Source organism: Streptomyces sp. NPDC085596 (assembly GCF_044541565.1).
GTDB lineage: Bacteria > Actinomycetota > Actinomycetes > Streptomycetales > Streptomycetaceae > Streptomyces.
Genome location: NZ_JBITTC010000004.1, coordinates 456,123 through 470,453, shown reverse-complemented (window position 1 = coordinate 470,453; position 14,331 = coordinate 456,123). Strand labels below are relative to the sequence as shown.

The following is a 14,331-nucleotide window of genomic DNA, read 5'->3' as shown; positions in this document are numbered from 1 at the left end:
CCACACGGCGGCCGCACCGGGCCGGTGCTTTCAGTCGACGAGCCGCAGCGAGCGGCGCGCCGGGGCCGCGTGCAGCTCCCCGGCGGCCACCGGCGCCCCCGTGTCCGCGTCGACATAGCTGACGCGGATCACCGGATCGCCGGGCGTGTCACGGCCGGCGGTGGCGTCCAGGGCGAACAGGACCGCCACCGGGCGGGCCGCGTCACCCTCGCCGTGGACGCCGGAGTAGTGCAGGATGCGCCAGCCGTCGCTCTCCCAGTGGTCCAGCAGCGCCGACCGGACCACGGGTGAAGTGGTGTGCCAGGCCAGGGAGTTCTCCAGCAGTTCGACGCTGGCGGCCACCGGGACCCGTGGTGCGCCGCCCCCGCCGGTCAGCGGGTGGCCGAACACGCGCAGCCGGGTGCGGCGCAGGGGCAGCAGCCACCACCGGTCCAGGTCCGCCGAGAGGGCGAACAGCACCAGGGCGCCCACGGCCAGCAGGACGGCCGAGGCGACCGGCCGGTCCGCGAGCGCACCCCACCAGGTGCGCCGCGCCCCCGCCGCCGTGACTCCGCCGGCCAGGACGAGCGCGGCGCGGGCGAAGGCGCGCCAGGTGACCGGCGTGTCCTCGCTCGCGGAGCAGCCGCAGGACGATTCCGGGGCCCGCGCCCGGCCGTAGCCGAGATAGCCGAGGAACCCCGCCCCGAGGGCCGCGGTGGCCCCTCCTGGCAGCGCGCTCCCAGGAGCCGTCAACAGGGCTACGGACAGGAGCAGTTCGGCCCACCCCGTGGCTCGGAGCACCAGGACGGCCCGCTCGCTGCTGCTCAGCATGCGGGCCAGCGCGGTCTTCGGCGCCGTACGGACGACGTTCCCGCCGAGGGCCTTCACCGCGCCGGTCCAGCCGAGCAGCCCGGCGAGGAGGAGCGGGAGGAGTCCCGTGGTCAGTGACAGCATCTGTGCCTCTCCCGACGTCCGGTTCAGTGCCCGACGGAGATACGGACGACGTCCACGGAGTCGTCGGACGGCCGCCAGGCGCCGAGGACTTGCGCGCTCTGCCCGATGCGCAGCCGGGACAGGTCCGAGGTCAGTCCGCGTCCGGCGTAGGACGCGCCGGTGTCGGTGAGGATGTTGCCGACCACCTCGTGCTGTCCGTGGGCCAGGTGGACGCGGTTCCTGGCGATGCCCCGGATCTGGGTGTCGAGGTTGACGATGTTCACCCAGACCGCGTCGGCGGCCACCGTGCCGTCGGGCATGGGGACTCCGCGCGCGTAGAGCCCGTCGCCGACCTCGATGACCTCGGCGGTGGTGGGCCGTACCTTCCACACGCTGGTGACGTTGGTCATCCGCACCCGCGAGTGGCCGCCGGTGGAGCCCGCGACCTCCAGCACGCTGCCGGTGATGCCGACGATTCTCCCTTCCACGAAGGAGGACTTGGCGATGGCGGGGTCGAGGGACGGCTCGGCGGCGAAGGCCGCGTCGGCGTCGAGTCCGCCGAGCGCACTGGCACCGACGATGGTCGCGCCGCCCAGGGCGGCGGTGGTGAGGAAGCGGCGCCGGCGCAGCCCCTCGGACGGCACACCCGGGTTGTTCGTTGCGTTCATGTCGGGCCTCCTCACTCGTAGATGTAGACGGGGAGCTTGCCGGAGCTGAGGTTGCCGATCGCCGAGAAGGCGGCCGGGGTCAGGTCGAGCACGCGGTTGGTGCGGCAGGCGCCGTTGCAGCAGGTGGCCTCGCCGCACCAGTCCTTGGTCCGGGGGCCGCAGTCGGTGATGGTGATGCACACCGTGGCGCCGGAGCACTGGTGGCGGACGTTCATCACCGAACCGCAGCCGCGCCGGGGGATGTTCTCGCCGCAGAGGTCGGGCCGGGTGATGTTGAAACACGCTGCCGAGGCGTTGGGCCAGGCGCCGTGATGCGCGCTGGACTGGCAGTTGCCGCAGGCGCCGCCACCGGCGCTGCCGCAGGGCCCCCATGAGTTGCCGCAGCAGAACCAACTGGTCTCACCGGCCCAGAGGCTGGTCGATCCACAAGCCATCGTGCGGTCCTCCCTGATTGCAGGTACATGACAAACCTGAGATGGGGTGGAGCGGGATGAGATGGAGCGGACGGAGCGCTCCCATGATGCGCGCGTCTACGCGGGTTGCATAGAGCACGTGCACGGCGCCCGAGCGTGATCTTCCCGGGCGCCTGAGCCCGCGTCCGCCCCCTGGACTGTGACCGAGCGGACCGGGTACGGCACGATGACCTCATGGTGAACCGTGGTCAGACCTTCGAGGAAGCGATCCCCCCGGCGGTGACGTACTCACGGGCCGACGGAGAGCTGTGGGTCATCGGACTGCGGGGACACCTCGACCCCGAGGAGCTGGGCACGGTGGAGGACGCCACCGAGGAGGCCCTGCGCCGCTGCTCGGGGCCGCTCGTGTTCGACCTGCGCGAAGTCGGCTTCTGCGACTCGTCCTTGCTCAACCATCTGCTGCGTACGGCGCGGCGCCGCAGCGTGGGCATCTTCGGCGGCGACGGCACCGTACGGCGGCTGCTCGACCTCACCGGGGTCGATCGTCTGCTGCCCCCGCATCCGGATCTGGAGTCGGCCCGGGCCGCCCTGTCCGTGCGGCCGCGTCAGGCGCGGCCGTGAGCGGTACCGTGCCGGCCGACGGCGTGCACCGTCCGGGCGGGGGCACGCGCAGGGAAAGCACGCCCGCCCGGAAGGGACTCATGTTCACCGCACACTCCCAGGCATCGTCGCCGGCCGACGCCCGACGGCTGGCGGTGGCGTACCTGGATGCGCACTGTCCCGGCGCGGACACGGAGGCGGTGCAGATCGTCGTGAGCGAGCTGGTCACCAACGCCGTCCGGCACACCCCCGACGGCACCTGGTCGCTCGTGCTCAGACTCGAGGAGGGGCAGCTGATCCTGGAGATCACCGACGACAGCCCAGCGCTGCCCTCCCCGCGCCTGAATCCGCCCCTGGACGGCCGGGGCGGCCTGGGTCTCGGTCTGGTCGAGAAGCTGAGCGACCACACCGCCGTCGCCCCCACCCCACGAGGCAAGACGATCACCGCGTGGTGGAAACTGCCCTCGGGCCACCCGACGGACCGGACCGCGCCGGAGAACTGAGGCTCAGGACGAGCTGGACTCGGCCTCGTCGGCCCGCTCCCCGCCGGGCGCGACGGGTTCGGCGGAGCCGTCCGCGGGGGCGGTGAGGTACTCGGCGGTGCCGGTGAGCGCGAGCATCCGGATCAGCTGCGTCGGCCGGTGCCTCAGCCGCAGGGTGATGCCCGCGGGGTGGGTACGGCGCCGCAGCGTGAGCAGGGCGGACAGCCCGCTGGAGTCCAGCAGGCGCAAACCCGCGCAGTTCAGGTGCAGTTGCCGCAGGGCCGGCCCGTGTTCCTGGGCGTGCGCGTCCAGTGCCTCGCCGGCGAGACGGAGGAACTCGTCGCCGGACTCGAAGTCCAGGACTCCCTGGAGCGTCAGCCGCACGGTGTGCGGGTCGGCGGCCTCGGCCGTGACGGAGAAGCCGACGGGCTGGTGGAGGGTCATGCGGTCTTTCCTGGGCCGGGGCCGGGTCGGGTGGTGGGCGTCGCGGGGAGGGCTTCGGCCGCCGACTTGAGGAAGCCGAGGGCGCGGGGGAAGTCACGCAGCTCCCCCGCGAGGATGTCCAGTCCCATCCGCAGGCTGTGCGCGGGCACACGGCGGGCCTGGAGGATCTCCGCGCTCCAGACGACGAAGTCCGTGAACAGCGCGGTGTCGTCGACGTAGAGGGCGGTGGCCAGGAAGTCCACGATGTGCGCGAGGTCCTCGGCGGTGCGGTCGCGCTGCGCCTCGGTGTACGCGCGCATGCCGGGCCAGCGTTCGTCCAGCGCGGCGAGGGACTGCCGGACCAGGGCGGAGCGGTTGCCCTTGACGAGGGTGTACTCCTGGTCCGCGAGGTGGGGCAGGTCGTCGACCTGCTGCCGGGGGGCCCGCTCGGGGCGTACCAGGCCGTCGGCCAGGAGTCCGGCGGCGGCGCGGGCGTCGGGGGCCCAGGCGTCGGCCCCGATCAGCCGGGCATAGCGGCCGTCCGTACCGAAGGCCGCGCCGCCGACCATGACGGGGATGCCGAGGGACTGCACGGCCGTCACCGCGGTGTGCGCGCCGGGCAGATGCGGGGGCAGCGAGGCCGACAGCAGCGTGGCGACGGGGTTGGTGGCGTGCAGGTGCGCGATCAGGTGGAGGGTGGTGGTGTGGGCGCCGAGGAAGTCCACCTGCCAGCCGCGGCCGGTGAGGACCTCGGCGAGCAGCCGGGCGGGCAGCACATGCCATTCGCCGTCCACGCAGGCCACCGTGACCCGGGGTCTGCCCGGCGCGCGGGCGGGTGCCGGGACCCGGTGGGCGAGGGCGGCGACGACCCGGTCGACGATCGCGGTGGCCGCGTGTTCCTCGGCGACGCCGATCCGGCCGGCGGCCCATTCCGTACCGACGCGGCGCTGCACACCGCCGAGCACGTCCAGCAGGAGGACCTCGCTGCTCGCCCCCGCGTCGGCCGCCGCGAACACCTCGCGTACGGCGGCCGATTCGTCCTGGCCGATCACGGCGGTCCACAGCCGCTCCGACAGTTCCGCACGCGGCTCCACCGCCACGCCGGTACCGGTCGTCATCAGCGGCCCGCCCCGTGCCCGGCCAGCTCCTCGTGACGGCTGTTCACGGCGTGCAGGGCGCCGTGGCCGCCGGCCGGGTTGGTGATGGCGAGGCTGGCCATGTCGTCGTGCCGGCCACCGCCCAGCCACTGCGCGGCCAGCATCTGCACCCGTTCCACCACCGCCTCGGCGGGCATCCGGGCACACGGGCCGAGGGCGGCCCGCAGTCGGTCCTCGCCGAAGAACTGGTCACCCAGCGGGCCGCCGGAGGCTTCGGTGATCCCGTCCGTGTAGAGCAGGCAGGTCTCCCCCGGCGCCAGCGACACATGGGCGCTGCGTGCGGTGACCTCGGGCATCGCACCGACCAACTGCCCCTGGGTGGCGGCCTCCTCCACCCGGCCGTCGCTTCTGATGATCAGCGGCGGCAGATGTCCGGCGCTGGTCAGCCGGAGCCGCACCCGGCCGGAGCGGCGGGTGACGGAGGCCAGCACCAGTGTGGCGAACCGGGTCTGGTGGGAGTTGAGCAGCGCGCCGTTGAGCAGGGACAGCACCTGCTGGTGGTCGCCGGACAGCGGCAGCAGGGCGTGCAGGACGCTGCGGATCTTGCCGGTCAGTACGGCGGCCTCCAGGCCCTTGCCCGCCACGTCACCGAGGACGACGAAGGTCTCCTTGGCGGCGTCCGCACCGGGATGGACGTCGTAGAAGTCGCCGCCCACGCGCTCGTGGTCGGCCGCCGCCCGGTAGACGCCGGCGTACTCCACGCCGTGCACGCGCTCCAAGCGCGGGGGCAGCAGCTCGCGCATCAGGGTGGTGGTGATCGAGCGCTGTTCCGCGTACAGCCGTGCGGCCGAGAGCGCCACCCCGGCGCGGGCGGCGAACAGCCGGGCGAAGACCTCCTCGCCGTCCGTGAACGCCTGGTGCGTGCTGGAGCGCAGCAGGATCAGCACTCCGGCGGGTACGCCGTGTCCGGGCAGCGGGGTGACTATCACCGAGCCGATCGGGCCGTCGAAGCTTTCGGGCACCGCCCAGTCGGGCAGCTCGTCCGGGTCGATCCAGCGCGCGGGGACCGGCGGGAAGCCCTGGAGGGCCTCCGCGAGCCCGGCGACCGAGCGCGGCTCGATCTGGAGCATGGACTGGGTGACCTCGCCGCCCGCCTGCGCGTACGTCAGCGGGTGGCGGCGGCCCTGGGCGGGGGCGACGATGATCGCCGCGTCCGCGAGGTGACCGGCGGCCATCCGCGCGGTGACCGTCAGGCACCGGTCGACGTTCAGCGACGACAGCAGGGCGCTGGAGACCTCGGCGAGCAGTGCCGCGCGCTCACGTTCGCCGCGCAGGGCCTGTTCGGCGAGGCGGCGGTCGGTGTCCTCCAGCAGCCACCACACCACGGTGCCGTCGTCGCACGGCGAGGGATACGCCTCGAAGCCGCGGCCGGCCACTTCGCCCGAGACGGTGTCCGCCGGCGTTCCGGTGGCGCGCAGGGCGCGGTCGGCGTCGGCCAGCCAGGGCGGCATGGCCGCCGCCGTGATGGAGTCACCGGCACTGAGCGGTATCAGGCGGCATGCCGCCTCGTTGGTCTCGACCAGTGTCCCGTCGGCGTCGACCACCAGCACGGGACAGGGCGCGCTGTTCCACGCCGTGTCGACGCCGATACCACCGGCGTGCGGACTATCGGGTGTACCCGGAGAAGAAATCACAGTCGGGAGCGCGAAGCGTGCGCTCCACCACCTCTCTGTCGATCGAGAACGTTTACCGATGACAACGGTCTCGCATCCACCGGCCACGTGCAACGCCCGACAGATTTCCACACATATTCACCACACTCAGCGCAAATCGCCCCGGTGACCGGTGGACAGCCTTGCGTGCGGGGGCAGTTCAGGCGGGCAGCAGGGAGTCGTCCTCGGGGCGCGCGCCGGGCAGGCGGTGCCGGGCCGCGATGAGCGCCGCGTCCATGTCGCGGGTACCGGTGGCCACGCAGAGGGTGTAGGCGATGTCGTCCATACGCCGCCGGACCTCGGCGCCGCCCTCCTGCGCATGCAGGATGCGCAGCGCGTCGTACTGCTCGATCAGGTTCTGCAGGACGGCGGGGTGGGCCATCAGCATCTGGAGTCTCCCTCTGATCCACGGTCACATGGGTGGTGCATCGATCCGATTACCCTGAGTGCGTTCCGTCATACCTGCGTTTTCTTCACCCCGTCGCCCCCTGATCTACCGGAGATCTCCCCGTGCCCGTTCCCCTCGGCGAGGACCTGGTGGCGCTGTTGCGCCGCGCCAGCACCTGCTACATCGCCACCACGATGCCCGACGGCTCGCCCCAGCTCACCCAGACATGGGTCGACACCGACGGCGAGCATGTACTGATCAACAGCGTGGAGTCCCATCAGAAGACGCGGAACATCGCGCGTGATCCGCGGGTGGCCGTCGCGGTCTCCGACCCCGCCGACCCGTCCTCCTACACGCAGATCCGCGGCCGGGTGGTGCGGGTGACCACCGAGGGTGCGGTCGATCACATCGAGACGCTCGCGCGGAAGTACCTGGGCGGTCCCTACCCCTGGTTCGGCGGCCGCGACCAGGTCCGCGTGATCTATGTCATCGAGCCGGACCGGATCAGCGGCCCGCGCGGCTGAGGCTCGTACGCGCCACGCGCTCAGGCGGCCTCGGTCTCGGTCTCGGGTGTGCCCTGGGCCGCCGGGGCCGCCTGCCTCCTGCCGCCGTGGATCAGGCGCAGATGGCGCCCTCGTGCGTGGCGGGGCGGCCTGGGAGCCCGCGTCAGCCAGTCCTCGGTACGGTCCATTCCGTACAGCAGCATGGTCACGACCGGCAGCAGTAGAAACGCGACGATGGCCACGGTGGGGGCTCCTCCCCGGCAGACAGCTCTGTACGGATGCCCGCCGCGCGGCCCCCCAGCGGGCGCCCACTGTGAAGGTGCGGTGCCTTTCCGGTGGCGCGCTCTCGCGTACCCGGGTGCTCGTGCCGGGCGATCCGCTCGCCCCCGGCCCCGCGTAACGGGCCGTTCACGGGAGGCGGGACCTCGGGGAAACAAGCGCTTCGTAGCCTGTCCCGCCAGCCCTGGTACGAGGGCTTGGACCCGGCACCCGCACCGAGGGAGGCGTGACATGAGCGCGACGGAGTCACGACCGACGGCAGCAGCAGAGGCAGAGGCAGGCAGCCCGGCGAAACCCGCCACGAGCCAGGCGACCAGGGAGACGCTGGAGGACTACACCCTCCGCTACGCGCCCCGCGCTTACCGCCGCTGGACCCCGATGGTCGTGGCCACCACGGCGCTCGGCGGCATCGCCTACATGGCCGACTTCTCGATCGGCGCCGGCATCGGCCTGGCACACGGCACCGGCAACGCGCTGGTGGCGATCGCCGTGGCCGCCGTCGTCATCTTCGTCACCGGCTTCCCGCTCGCCTACTACGGCGCCCGCTACAACATCGACCTGGACCTGATCACACGCGGTTCGGGCTTCGGCTATTACGGCTCGGTCCTCACCAGCGTCATCTTCGCCAGCTTCACCTTCATCTTCTTCGCGCTGGAGGGCTCGATCATGGCCCAGGGCCTGCGCCTCGGCCTCGGACTCCCGCTGTGGCTGGGCTACTTGGTGTCCACGCTGATGGTGATCCCGCTGGTGATCTACGGCATGAAGGCACTCAGCAAGCTCCAGGTGTGGACGACGCCGGTGTGGCTGGTGCTGATGGTGGGTCCGCTGGTGTACCTGGTCGTCACCGACCCGGGCACGCTCGACCGCTTCCTCTCCTACGCGGGCACCGACGGCGACGGCGGCGTGAACACCGCCTCCGTACTCCTCGGCGCGGGCGTCTGTCTCTCCCTCATCGCGCAGATCGGCGAACAGATCGACTACTTGCGCTTCATGCCGCCCAGGACCGAGGCGAACAAGCGCCGTTGGTGGACCGCCGTGGTCATGGCCGGGCCCGGCTGGGTGGTGCTCGGCGCGCTGAAGCAGGCGATCGGTGTGTTCCTCGCCGTCTACATCCTGGCCTCGGTGGGCCCGTCCGTCGCGCCCGAGCCCATCCAGCAGTTCAAGGGCGCCTTCGACGCGATGATGCCGTCCTGGCTGGTGGTGCCGCTGGCCGTGGTGCTGGTCGTGATCAGCCAGATCAAGATCAACGTGACGAACGCCTACTCCGGCTCGCTCGCCTGGACCAACTCCTTCACCCGGCTCACCGGGCGCTATCCCGGCCGCATGGTGTTCGTGCTGGTCAATCTGGGCTTCGCGCTCGCCCTGATGGAGGCCGACATGTTCAGCTTCCTGGGCGGCATCCTGGGCTTCTACTCCAACTGCGCGATCGCCTGGGTGGTCACCGTCGCCACGGACATCGGCGTCAACAAGTACCTGCTCAAACTCTCCCCGCTCGTACCGGAGTTCCGCCGCGGCATGCTCCACCCCGTCAATCCCGTGGGCGTGGTGTCCTTCGTCGCGGCCTCCGGACTGTCCATCGCCATGTACTTCCACGCCTTCGGCGACACCCTTCAGCCGTACTCCCCCGTCGCCGCCGCGGTCATCGCCTTCGTCCTCACCCCGCTGATGGCCGTGGCCACCAAGGGCGCGTACTACCTGCGGCGCGCGGACGACGGCATCCCCGAGCCCCTCCTGGACGCCGACGGCAACCCGAGCGCCACACCGTACGACTGCCATGTCTGCCACCAGCCGTACGAGCGGCCCGATGTCACGGCGTGCACCACGCACGACGCGGTGGTGTGCTCCCTGTGCCTGAGCACGGACCGGGTGGGCGACCATGTGCTGCCCGCCGGGTCAGCCGGAGCCGAGCTGATCGCGTAGCACCGCCTCCATCCGGACGGGCGCCCGGCCGATCAGGGTCGAGAGGGTCGGGTCCTGCGCGGAGAACTCGCCGGTGCGGGCCGCGGTGAAGATACCCATCAGACCCTCCACCCGGTCGGCCGGGACACCGGCCTCCGTGAGATGCCGGCAGAACGCGTCGTCGGGCACGGTGGTGCGGGCGAAGGGGCGGCCGGTGATACCGGCGGCGAGGGGTGCCAGATCCGTGAAGGTGAGGGCCTCGGGCGCCGTGAGTGGCGGGGTGGGGCCGTCGTGGCCGCCCTCGTCGGCCAGGATCGCGGCGGCGGCCTCGGCGAGGTCGGCGTGGGCGGTCCAGTTGACGGGGCCGTCCTCTGGGAGCGCGATCCGGCCGGAGTCGAGGGCGGGGCCGAGGAACTGGACGGCGCTGGAGGCGTAGAAGCCGTTGCGCAGCGAGGTGTACGGCACGCCGCAGGTCCGCAGGATGTCCTCGGTGGCGGCGTGGTCGCGGCACGCCTGGAAGTGAGAGGTGTGGCTCGCGCCCATGTGGCTGGTGTACACCACGCGCCGGGCTCCCGCCTTCACGGCCGCTTCGATCGCGGTCCGGTGCCGCTGGACGGCTTCCTCGCCGAACTTGTCGACGGAGACGACGAGCACCTGGGTCGCGCCCTCGAAGGCGTGGGCCAGGCTGTCGGGGTCGGTGAAGCTGCCCGCCCGTACGCGGACGCCCCGGGCCGCGAGGCCCTCGGCCTTCCCCGGGTCGCGGACGCTGACGCCGATGCGCTCGGCGGATACGCGGTTCAGCAGTCGCTCGACGGCCTGGCGGCCGAGCTGCCCGGTGGCTCCGGTCACGATGATCACGAGGTGCCCCGATCTTTGGTTCGTCATCTTTGATTCCGTTGGAATCACTTCAACGGTAACACTGATATTTTCGAGGTAATCGCTCAGCCGGTATCGTTGGAACATGCAGAGTGGCGCCCCTGAGGAAACGGTGACCGGCGAGGCCGGGGGCCGGGAGAAGACCCGGCAGCGGGTGATCGATGCCGCGATCGGTCTGCTGGAGCGGGAGGGCCGGGAGGCAGTGACGACCCGCGCCGTCGCGGCCGCGGCGGGCTTGCAGCCACCGGCGATCTACCGGCTCTTCGGTGACAAGGAGGGCCTGCTGGACGCGGTGGCCGAGCACGGCTTCAACGCGTTCCTGGCCGCCAAGCACGTGGAGGCGGAGCCACAGGACCCCCTGGACGCCCTGCGCGCCGGCTGGGACCTGGCGGTCGAGTTCGCCCTGAACAACCCCGCGCTCTACACGCTGATGTACAGCGAACCCAGCCGGGCCACGTCAGCCGCGTTCCAGACCGGGATGCGGCTGCTGAAGGAGCGGGTGCACCGTCTCGCCCTCGGCGGCTGGCTCCGTGTCGACGAGGACCTCGCGGTGATGATCATCCACGCCACGGCGCGGGGCGCCGCCCTCACCTGGCTGTCCCTCCCCGAGGAAGCGCGCGGCCCCGCCCTGCTGAGCACCCTGCGGGAGGCGATGGCCAACGCCGTGACCGACCCGGAGCCGGCGGTGCGGGACGCCGGCCCGGCGGGAGCGGCCCGCGCCCTCCGTGCCGCCCTGCCCCAGCAGACCGCGCTCAGCGCGGCGGAACAGCGACTCCTGCGGGAGTGGCTCGACCGTCTGGCGTGACGGCGGAGGAGCGACCGGCGCCTCAGCGTCAGCTGAATACTCGGCCGAGCCACCAAGTTCGCAGCGCGTTTCGGAGCCGGCCCGACCACCGCCGACCTCCCGATAGCGTGATCGGCATGACACCTGAGGACGGGGCGGCACAGGGCGGAGCACTCGACGGCGGCATGATGAACACGGGCGCGGTCTTCCGCCGCGGTTCCCTGGTCGAACGCCCGGCGCCGCCTACTGCGCGTGCCCTCCACGCCCACCTCCGCGCACTCGAAGAACACGGCTTCGACGCGGCTCCGACCCCGCTCCAGCTCACCACGGACGGCCGCGAGCAACTGACCTACATCCCCGGCGACGTTGCCCTGCCGCCGTTTCCCCGCTGGGTGATGACGGAGACCGCTCTGAGTTCGGTGGGAAGCCTGCTGCGACGCCTGCACGACGCGAGCGCGGCCATCACCGTGGACACCCGCGCCGCATGGCCCCAGGCTCTGGCCGACCCGGAGGGAGGAACGATGCTGTGCCACAACGACGTGTGCCCGGAGAACGTCGTCTTCCGCGACGGCTGTGCCACGGCCCTGATCGATTTCGACCTGGCAGCGCCCGGACGACCGCTGTGGGACGTCGCCATGACCGCCCGCTACTGGGTCCCCATGCTCGATCCCACGTCCGCGGCGGCCCTCCACCCCGCCGGGCTGGATGCCCCGACGCGACTGCGAATCCTCGCCGACAGCTACGGCCTGTCTCCGCGGGAACGCGCTGAACTACCCGGCATCATCGAACAGGCCACGGCATCCTGCCGGGCCTTCGTCGCCGACCGAGTGACCGATGGCGACCCTGTCTACACACAGGTACTGTCCGAGCGCGGAGGCTGGCAACGGTGGGACCGCATCCAGGAGTGGCTTGTGGCCCACCACGAGATGTTCACGACCGCCTTGCTGGACTGACCGGGCCAGAGGTTGAAGAACAAGCTTGGGGCCACTCACCGCTCGGGCCCGTTGACGCGGATAAGCGTCTGCTGCCCATGGGCGACGAGCTTTTGCCCCGCATCGCCCCGCACGGCGAAGACCTCCAACTGGCAGACGGTCAAGGTGCGTCCGGACTTCAGGACGGTGCCGACCGCCTCGAGGTGGTCGCCGACGGCGGGCGCCAGCAGGTTGATCTTGTACTCAACGGTGAGCACCTCGGCGCCCTCGGGGAACAGCGTGTAGGCCGCGTAGCCCCCGGCGCTGTCCGCGATGGCGCTGGTGGCCCCCGCGTGGAAGTAGCCGTGCTGCTGGGTGACTTCGGGCCGGCTGGGAAGCACGATGTGCACACGGCCCGGCGCGATGTGGGACATCCGCGCGCCGAGGTGACTCATCAGCCCCTGCCGGCCGAAGCTCGCCCGGACACGCTGCCGCACCTCGGGGCTCGCCTGCTCCATGTGCGTCCGGTCGTCCACGCGCTCTCCTCGCAACGGGCATCGTGATCTGCGTACGCCTCCGTCCGAACAGACGCTCCGCCGGGGGCACGCTCCGATGCCGGTCATCATGACACCGGAAGCCCGGCAAGGGGGTGCCTCAGAATGCCCAACGCGTGTGCGTGTAGGCCCCGTCGTCCCGGCCGAAGCCGTACGCCGTTTCCGGGGCCACCGCGAACACCACCGCCGCCCCCGTCCGGAACGCGTCCCCGATCCCGTGGAAGGTGCCCTCGGGCGAGGTGATGTGCGGCCCGTACTTCGCCTCGTACGCCCCGATCACCTCCTCCACCTTCGCCGGATCGACGACCCGCTCCGCCCTGCCCTCCACCACGAGGTCGAGCCCCTCGGTGAGTGAGTTCCGTCCGGTGGTGAGTGCGCAGTGCGCGTCATGGGCGAGGTTCTTCGCCTTCTGCTCTTCAGGCCCGGTCGAGAAGTACAGCACCCCGTCATGCCAGGCGGCGATCACGGGCGTGACGTGCAGCCTGCCGTCGGGGCGCACGGTGGACACCCAGAAGATCTCAGCCTCCTCCAACTGCCGCTGGGCTTCGGCCCACGGGGTGGCGGTGGCGTCCGCGGCACCGGGGCGGGGGTTGAGCGCGGAGCTGTAGCGGGGGTCGAGTTCGGCTGCGGGGTGGTCGTTCGTCGGCATGACGGGGGTCTCCTTCCCTCTCCCCCGGTAACGACCTTCGCCCTGATCGGTCGCGATCCGCTTCGCCGGAGCCGCAGTGGCCGGAGAAGGAAGGAAGGAAGGAAGGAAGGAAGGAAGGAAGGAAGGCGCGGACCGGAAGATAATTCAGCCGTGGATCTGAGACCGGAGTTGCTGCCCCCGCCGGTTGGCCGGAAGCGGCTGGACGAGTTGCGCGACGAGGTGGAGCGGATCGCCGAGCTGCTGGAAACCGACCTGGTGGCAGCGGGCGAAGCAATCGTGGGCTTCAACGCGATGACCGGGCACGAGTACGTGGCGCTCGATTTCGCAGAGTACGACGGGAGCCGAAGCCTGGAGGACTTCGCGCGGGAGGCGGCCAGGCCGGCTCGGCCGATGGTCGCGGACGTCACCAGGGGTGAGCTCGCCGAAATCGTTCGCAGGCTGCTGCTGGCAGACCCTGAGAGCGACTACTACCTGCGGCTCCTGCAAGCGAACGCGCCTCACCCCCAAGTGGGTGAACTGGTCTTCCACTCCCCGGGGGCGTCTGCGGAGCAGATCGTCAATGAGGCGCTGAAGTACCGAGCGATCGCGCTCTGAGTCACTCCCTCGCGAGTCCCCCCCTGAACTCAAGGGCTCACCCCACCCCGGGAGCCTCCTCCTCGTCCAACCGGCCCAGGTGTGCCGTCACATCGTCCACCAGCCGCCCCAACAGCCGTCCCAGGTCGGCGCGTTCCTGGTCGGACCAGCCCGCGATGGCCTCGGAGAACCAGCCGACGAGGGAGGTCGCGTAGCGGTTCGCCGCCTGTGCGCCCTCGGGGGTCGGCTCGATGAGGCTGGCGCGGCGGTCGTGAGGGTCGGCCACCCGGCGTACCAGGCCGCGCCGCTCCAGGCCCTGCACCTGACGCGTCACATGCGGGCCCACGACCTGCATCCGCTCCGCGATCTCACCGATCCGCAGCGGCCGGTCCGCCATGTGCAGGGTCATCAGCACCGCCACCGCCGGACGGTCCAGCGCCAGCCCGGCGGCCTCGGCGGCGCGCTCGGTGAGCCGGCCGCGATTGACGGCGTTGCTCAGTTGCGCCAGTCGTGGCACCACGGCGAGTACGTCGGCCGACGGGGCGTCGGGGGACTCTGCGTTCACATCGACTCCATTTGCATACCTGAGTTAGGTATCTATATGCTCC

19 protein-coding genes are annotated in these 14,331 nt (G+C 71.4%); 7 read left to right on the top strand and 12 right to left on the bottom strand.

The window, feature by feature from the left end:
- Nucleotides 1-30: 30 nt before the first annotated feature.
- Genes ACIGA3_RS15220 through ACIGA3_RS15210 form a run of 3 tightly spaced genes read right to left on the bottom strand, consistent with a single transcriptional unit; the run spans nt 31 to nt 2,014 of the window.
- Nucleotides 31-933 carry a MauE/DoxX family redox-associated membrane protein gene (locus tag ACIGA3_RS15220; protein ID WP_399714974.1) on the bottom strand — a complete coding sequence of 301 codons (903 nt, stop codon included), beginning with the start codon at nt 931-933 and terminating at the stop codon, nt 31-33.
- A gap of 23 nt (nt 934-956) precedes the next feature.
- Nucleotides 957-1,580: a cell wall protein gene (locus ACIGA3_RS15215; protein WP_399714972.1), complete on the bottom strand. Its 624-nt coding sequence runs from the start codon at nt 1,578-1,580 to the stop codon at nt 957-959.
- A gap of 11 nt (nt 1,581-1,591) precedes the next feature.
- On the bottom strand, nt 1,592-2,014 hold the full coding sequence (locus ACIGA3_RS15210; protein ID WP_217464128.1) for a septal ring lytic transglycosylase RlpA family protein: 423 nt from the start codon (nt 2,012-2,014) through the stop codon (nt 1,592-1,594).
- Nucleotides 2,015-2,227: 213 nt separating this feature from the next.
- On the opposite strand from ACIGA3_RS15210, the gene ACIGA3_RS15205 reads away from it, so the two are divergent.
- Together ACIGA3_RS15205 and ACIGA3_RS15200 are read left to right on the top strand one after the other, a co-directional pair.
- Entirely contained in the window at nt 2,228-2,614 is a 387-nt protein-coding gene (locus tag ACIGA3_RS15205) for an STAS domain-containing protein (RefSeq protein ID WP_399714969.1), read from the top strand.
- An 80-nt stretch (nt 2,615-2,694) separates the two neighbouring features.
- Complete coding sequence (locus tag ACIGA3_RS15200; RefSeq protein WP_399714966.1) at nt 2,695-3,096, top strand: ATP-binding protein; 402 nt, start codon at nt 2,695-2,697, stop codon at nt 3,094-3,096.
- Nucleotides 3,097-3,099: 3 nt separating this feature from the next.
- On the opposite strand, the gene ACIGA3_RS15195 is transcribed toward ACIGA3_RS15200, so the two are convergent.
- From ACIGA3_RS15195 to ACIGA3_RS15180, 4 genes are all read right to left on the bottom strand, one after another.
- Complete coding sequence (locus ACIGA3_RS15195; RefSeq protein ID WP_399714963.1) at nt 3,100-3,519, bottom strand: STAS domain-containing protein; 420 nt, start codon at nt 3,517-3,519, stop codon at nt 3,100-3,102.
- A complete protein-coding gene (locus tag ACIGA3_RS15190) occupies nt 3,516-4,616 on the bottom strand; it encodes a B12-binding domain-containing protein (protein WP_399714961.1) in 1,101 nt (366 codons plus the stop codon). Before ACIGA3_RS15190 ends, ACIGA3_RS15195 begins: the two co-directional genes overlap by 4 nt.
- Entirely contained in the window at nt 4,616-6,244 is a 1,629-nt protein-coding gene (locus ACIGA3_RS15185; protein WP_399715425.1) for a SpoIIE family protein phosphatase, read from the bottom strand. The genes ACIGA3_RS15190 and ACIGA3_RS15185 overlap by 1 nt, the downstream gene beginning before the upstream one ends.
- 223 nt (nt 6,245-6,467) lie before the next feature.
- A complete protein-coding gene (locus ACIGA3_RS15180; RefSeq protein WP_399714958.1) occupies nt 6,468-6,695 on the bottom strand; it encodes a DUF5133 domain-containing protein in 228 nt (75 codons plus the stop codon).
- 122 nt (nt 6,696-6,817) lie between these two features.
- Between ACIGA3_RS15180 and ACIGA3_RS15175 the strand changes: the two genes are divergently transcribed.
- Nucleotides 6,818-7,219: a PPOX class F420-dependent oxidoreductase gene (locus tag ACIGA3_RS15175; RefSeq protein WP_399714956.1), complete on the top strand. Its 402-nt coding sequence runs from the start codon at nt 6,818-6,820 to the stop codon at nt 7,217-7,219.
- A gap of 20 nt (nt 7,220-7,239) precedes the next feature.
- Here ACIGA3_RS15175 and ACIGA3_RS15170 read toward each other — a convergent pair whose 3' ends face one another.
- Complete coding sequence (locus tag ACIGA3_RS15170; protein WP_399714953.1) at nt 7,240-7,440, bottom strand: hypothetical protein; 201 nt, start codon at nt 7,438-7,440, stop codon at nt 7,240-7,242.
- Between the two features lie 268 nt (nt 7,441-7,708).
- Between ACIGA3_RS15170 and ACIGA3_RS15165 the strand changes: the two genes are divergently transcribed.
- Nucleotides 7,709-9,397, top strand: coding sequence for a purine-cytosine permease family protein (locus ACIGA3_RS15165; protein ID WP_399714951.1), 1,689 nt, complete (start codon nt 7,709-7,711; stop codon nt 9,395-9,397).
- On the opposite strand, the gene ACIGA3_RS15160 is transcribed toward ACIGA3_RS15165, so the two are convergent.
- On the bottom strand, nt 9,371-10,234 hold the full coding sequence (locus ACIGA3_RS15160; RefSeq protein ID WP_399715423.1) for an NAD(P)H-binding protein: 864 nt from the start codon (nt 10,232-10,234) through the stop codon (nt 9,371-9,373). The genes ACIGA3_RS15165 and ACIGA3_RS15160 overlap by 27 nt on opposite strands.
- Before the next feature lie 103 nt (nt 10,235-10,337).
- Between ACIGA3_RS15160 and ACIGA3_RS15155 the strand changes: the two genes are divergently transcribed.
- Both ACIGA3_RS15155 and ACIGA3_RS15150 read left to right on the top strand, forming a co-directional pair.
- Nucleotides 10,338-11,057, top strand: coding sequence for a TetR/AcrR family transcriptional regulator (locus ACIGA3_RS15155; RefSeq protein ID WP_399714949.1), 720 nt, complete (start codon nt 10,338-10,340; stop codon nt 11,055-11,057).
- Between the two features lie 116 nt (nt 11,058-11,173).
- Complete coding sequence (locus tag ACIGA3_RS15150; RefSeq protein WP_399715421.1) at nt 11,174-11,989, top strand: aminoglycoside phosphotransferase family protein; 816 nt, start codon at nt 11,174-11,176, stop codon at nt 11,987-11,989.
- Nucleotides 11,990-12,024: 35 nt separating this feature from the next.
- Here the strand turns inward: ACIGA3_RS15150 and ACIGA3_RS15145 are convergent, their stop codons facing one another.
- The gene (locus ACIGA3_RS15145; RefSeq protein ID WP_399715419.1) at nt 12,025-12,465 is read right to left on the bottom strand and encodes a PaaI family thioesterase; all 441 of its coding nucleotides are present in this window, start codon (nt 12,463-12,465) and stop codon (nt 12,025-12,027) included.
- A gap of 136 nt (nt 12,466-12,601) precedes the next feature.
- Nucleotides 12,602-13,150, bottom strand: a complete 549-nt coding sequence (locus ACIGA3_RS15140) for a pyridoxamine 5'-phosphate oxidase family protein (RefSeq protein ID WP_399714946.1) — start codon at nt 13,148-13,150, stop codon at nt 12,602-12,604.
- Between the two features lie 150 nt (nt 13,151-13,300).
- Between ACIGA3_RS15140 and ACIGA3_RS15135 the strand changes: the two genes are divergently transcribed.
- Entirely contained in the window at nt 13,301-13,744 is a 444-nt protein-coding gene (locus tag ACIGA3_RS15135; protein ID WP_399714943.1) for a hypothetical protein, read from the top strand.
- Between the two features lie 37 nt (nt 13,745-13,781).
- On the opposite strand, the gene ACIGA3_RS15130 is transcribed toward ACIGA3_RS15135, so the two are convergent.
- Nucleotides 13,782-14,288 (bottom strand): MarR family winged helix-turn-helix transcriptional regulator, encoded by a 507-nt coding sequence (locus ACIGA3_RS15130; protein ID WP_399714940.1) that lies wholly within the window; start codon nt 14,286-14,288, stop codon nt 13,782-13,784.
- Nucleotides 14,289-14,331 lie beyond the last annotated feature (43 nt).

What these genes read in the sequence shown, in the direction of transcription:
- ACIGA3_RS15180 (WP_399714958.1), bottom strand. Translation starts at nt 6,695, where the DNA reads ATGCTGATGGCCCACCCCGCCGTCCTGCAGAACCTGATCGAGCAGTAC.
- ACIGA3_RS15205 (WP_399714969.1), top strand. Translation starts at nt 2,228, where the DNA reads ATGGTGAACCGTGGTCAGACCTTCGAGGAAGCGATCCCCCCGGCGGTG.
- ACIGA3_RS15210 (WP_217464128.1), bottom strand. Translation starts at nt 2,014, where the DNA reads ATGGCTTGTGGATCGACCAGCCTCTGGGCCGGTGAGACCAGTTGGTTC.
- ACIGA3_RS15200 (WP_399714966.1), top strand. Translation starts at nt 2,695, where the DNA reads ATGTTCACCGCACACTCCCAGGCATCGTCGCCGGCCGACGCCCGACGG.
- ACIGA3_RS15155 (WP_399714949.1), top strand. Translation starts at nt 10,338, where the DNA reads ATGCAGAGTGGCGCCCCTGAGGAAACGGTGACCGGCGAGGCCGGGGGC.
- ACIGA3_RS15220 (WP_399714974.1), bottom strand. Translation starts at nt 933, where the DNA reads ATGCTGTCACTGACCACGGGACTCCTCCCGCTCCTCCTCGCCGGGCTG.
- ACIGA3_RS15140 (WP_399714946.1), bottom strand. Translation starts at nt 13,150, where the DNA reads ATGCCGACGAACGACCACCCCGCAGCCGAACTCGACCCCCGCTACAGC.
- ACIGA3_RS15145 (WP_399715419.1), bottom strand. Translation starts at nt 12,465, where the DNA reads ATGGAGCAGGCGAGCCCCGAGGTGCGGCAGCGTGTCCGGGCGAGCTTC.
- ACIGA3_RS15215 (WP_399714972.1), bottom strand. Translation starts at nt 1,580, where the DNA reads ATGAACGCAACGAACAACCCGGGTGTGCCGTCCGAGGGGCTGCGCCGG.
- ACIGA3_RS15190 (WP_399714961.1), bottom strand. Translation starts at nt 4,616, where the DNA reads ATGACGACCGGTACCGGCGTGGCGGTGGAGCCGCGTGCGGAACTGTCG.
- ACIGA3_RS15195 (WP_399714963.1), bottom strand. Translation starts at nt 3,519, where the DNA reads ATGACCCTCCACCAGCCCGTCGGCTTCTCCGTCACGGCCGAGGCCGCC.
- ACIGA3_RS15150 (WP_399715421.1), top strand. Translation starts at nt 11,174, where the DNA reads ATGACACCTGAGGACGGGGCGGCACAGGGCGGAGCACTCGACGGCGGC.
- ACIGA3_RS15165 (WP_399714951.1), top strand. Translation starts at nt 7,709, where the DNA reads ATGAGCGCGACGGAGTCACGACCGACGGCAGCAGCAGAGGCAGAGGCA.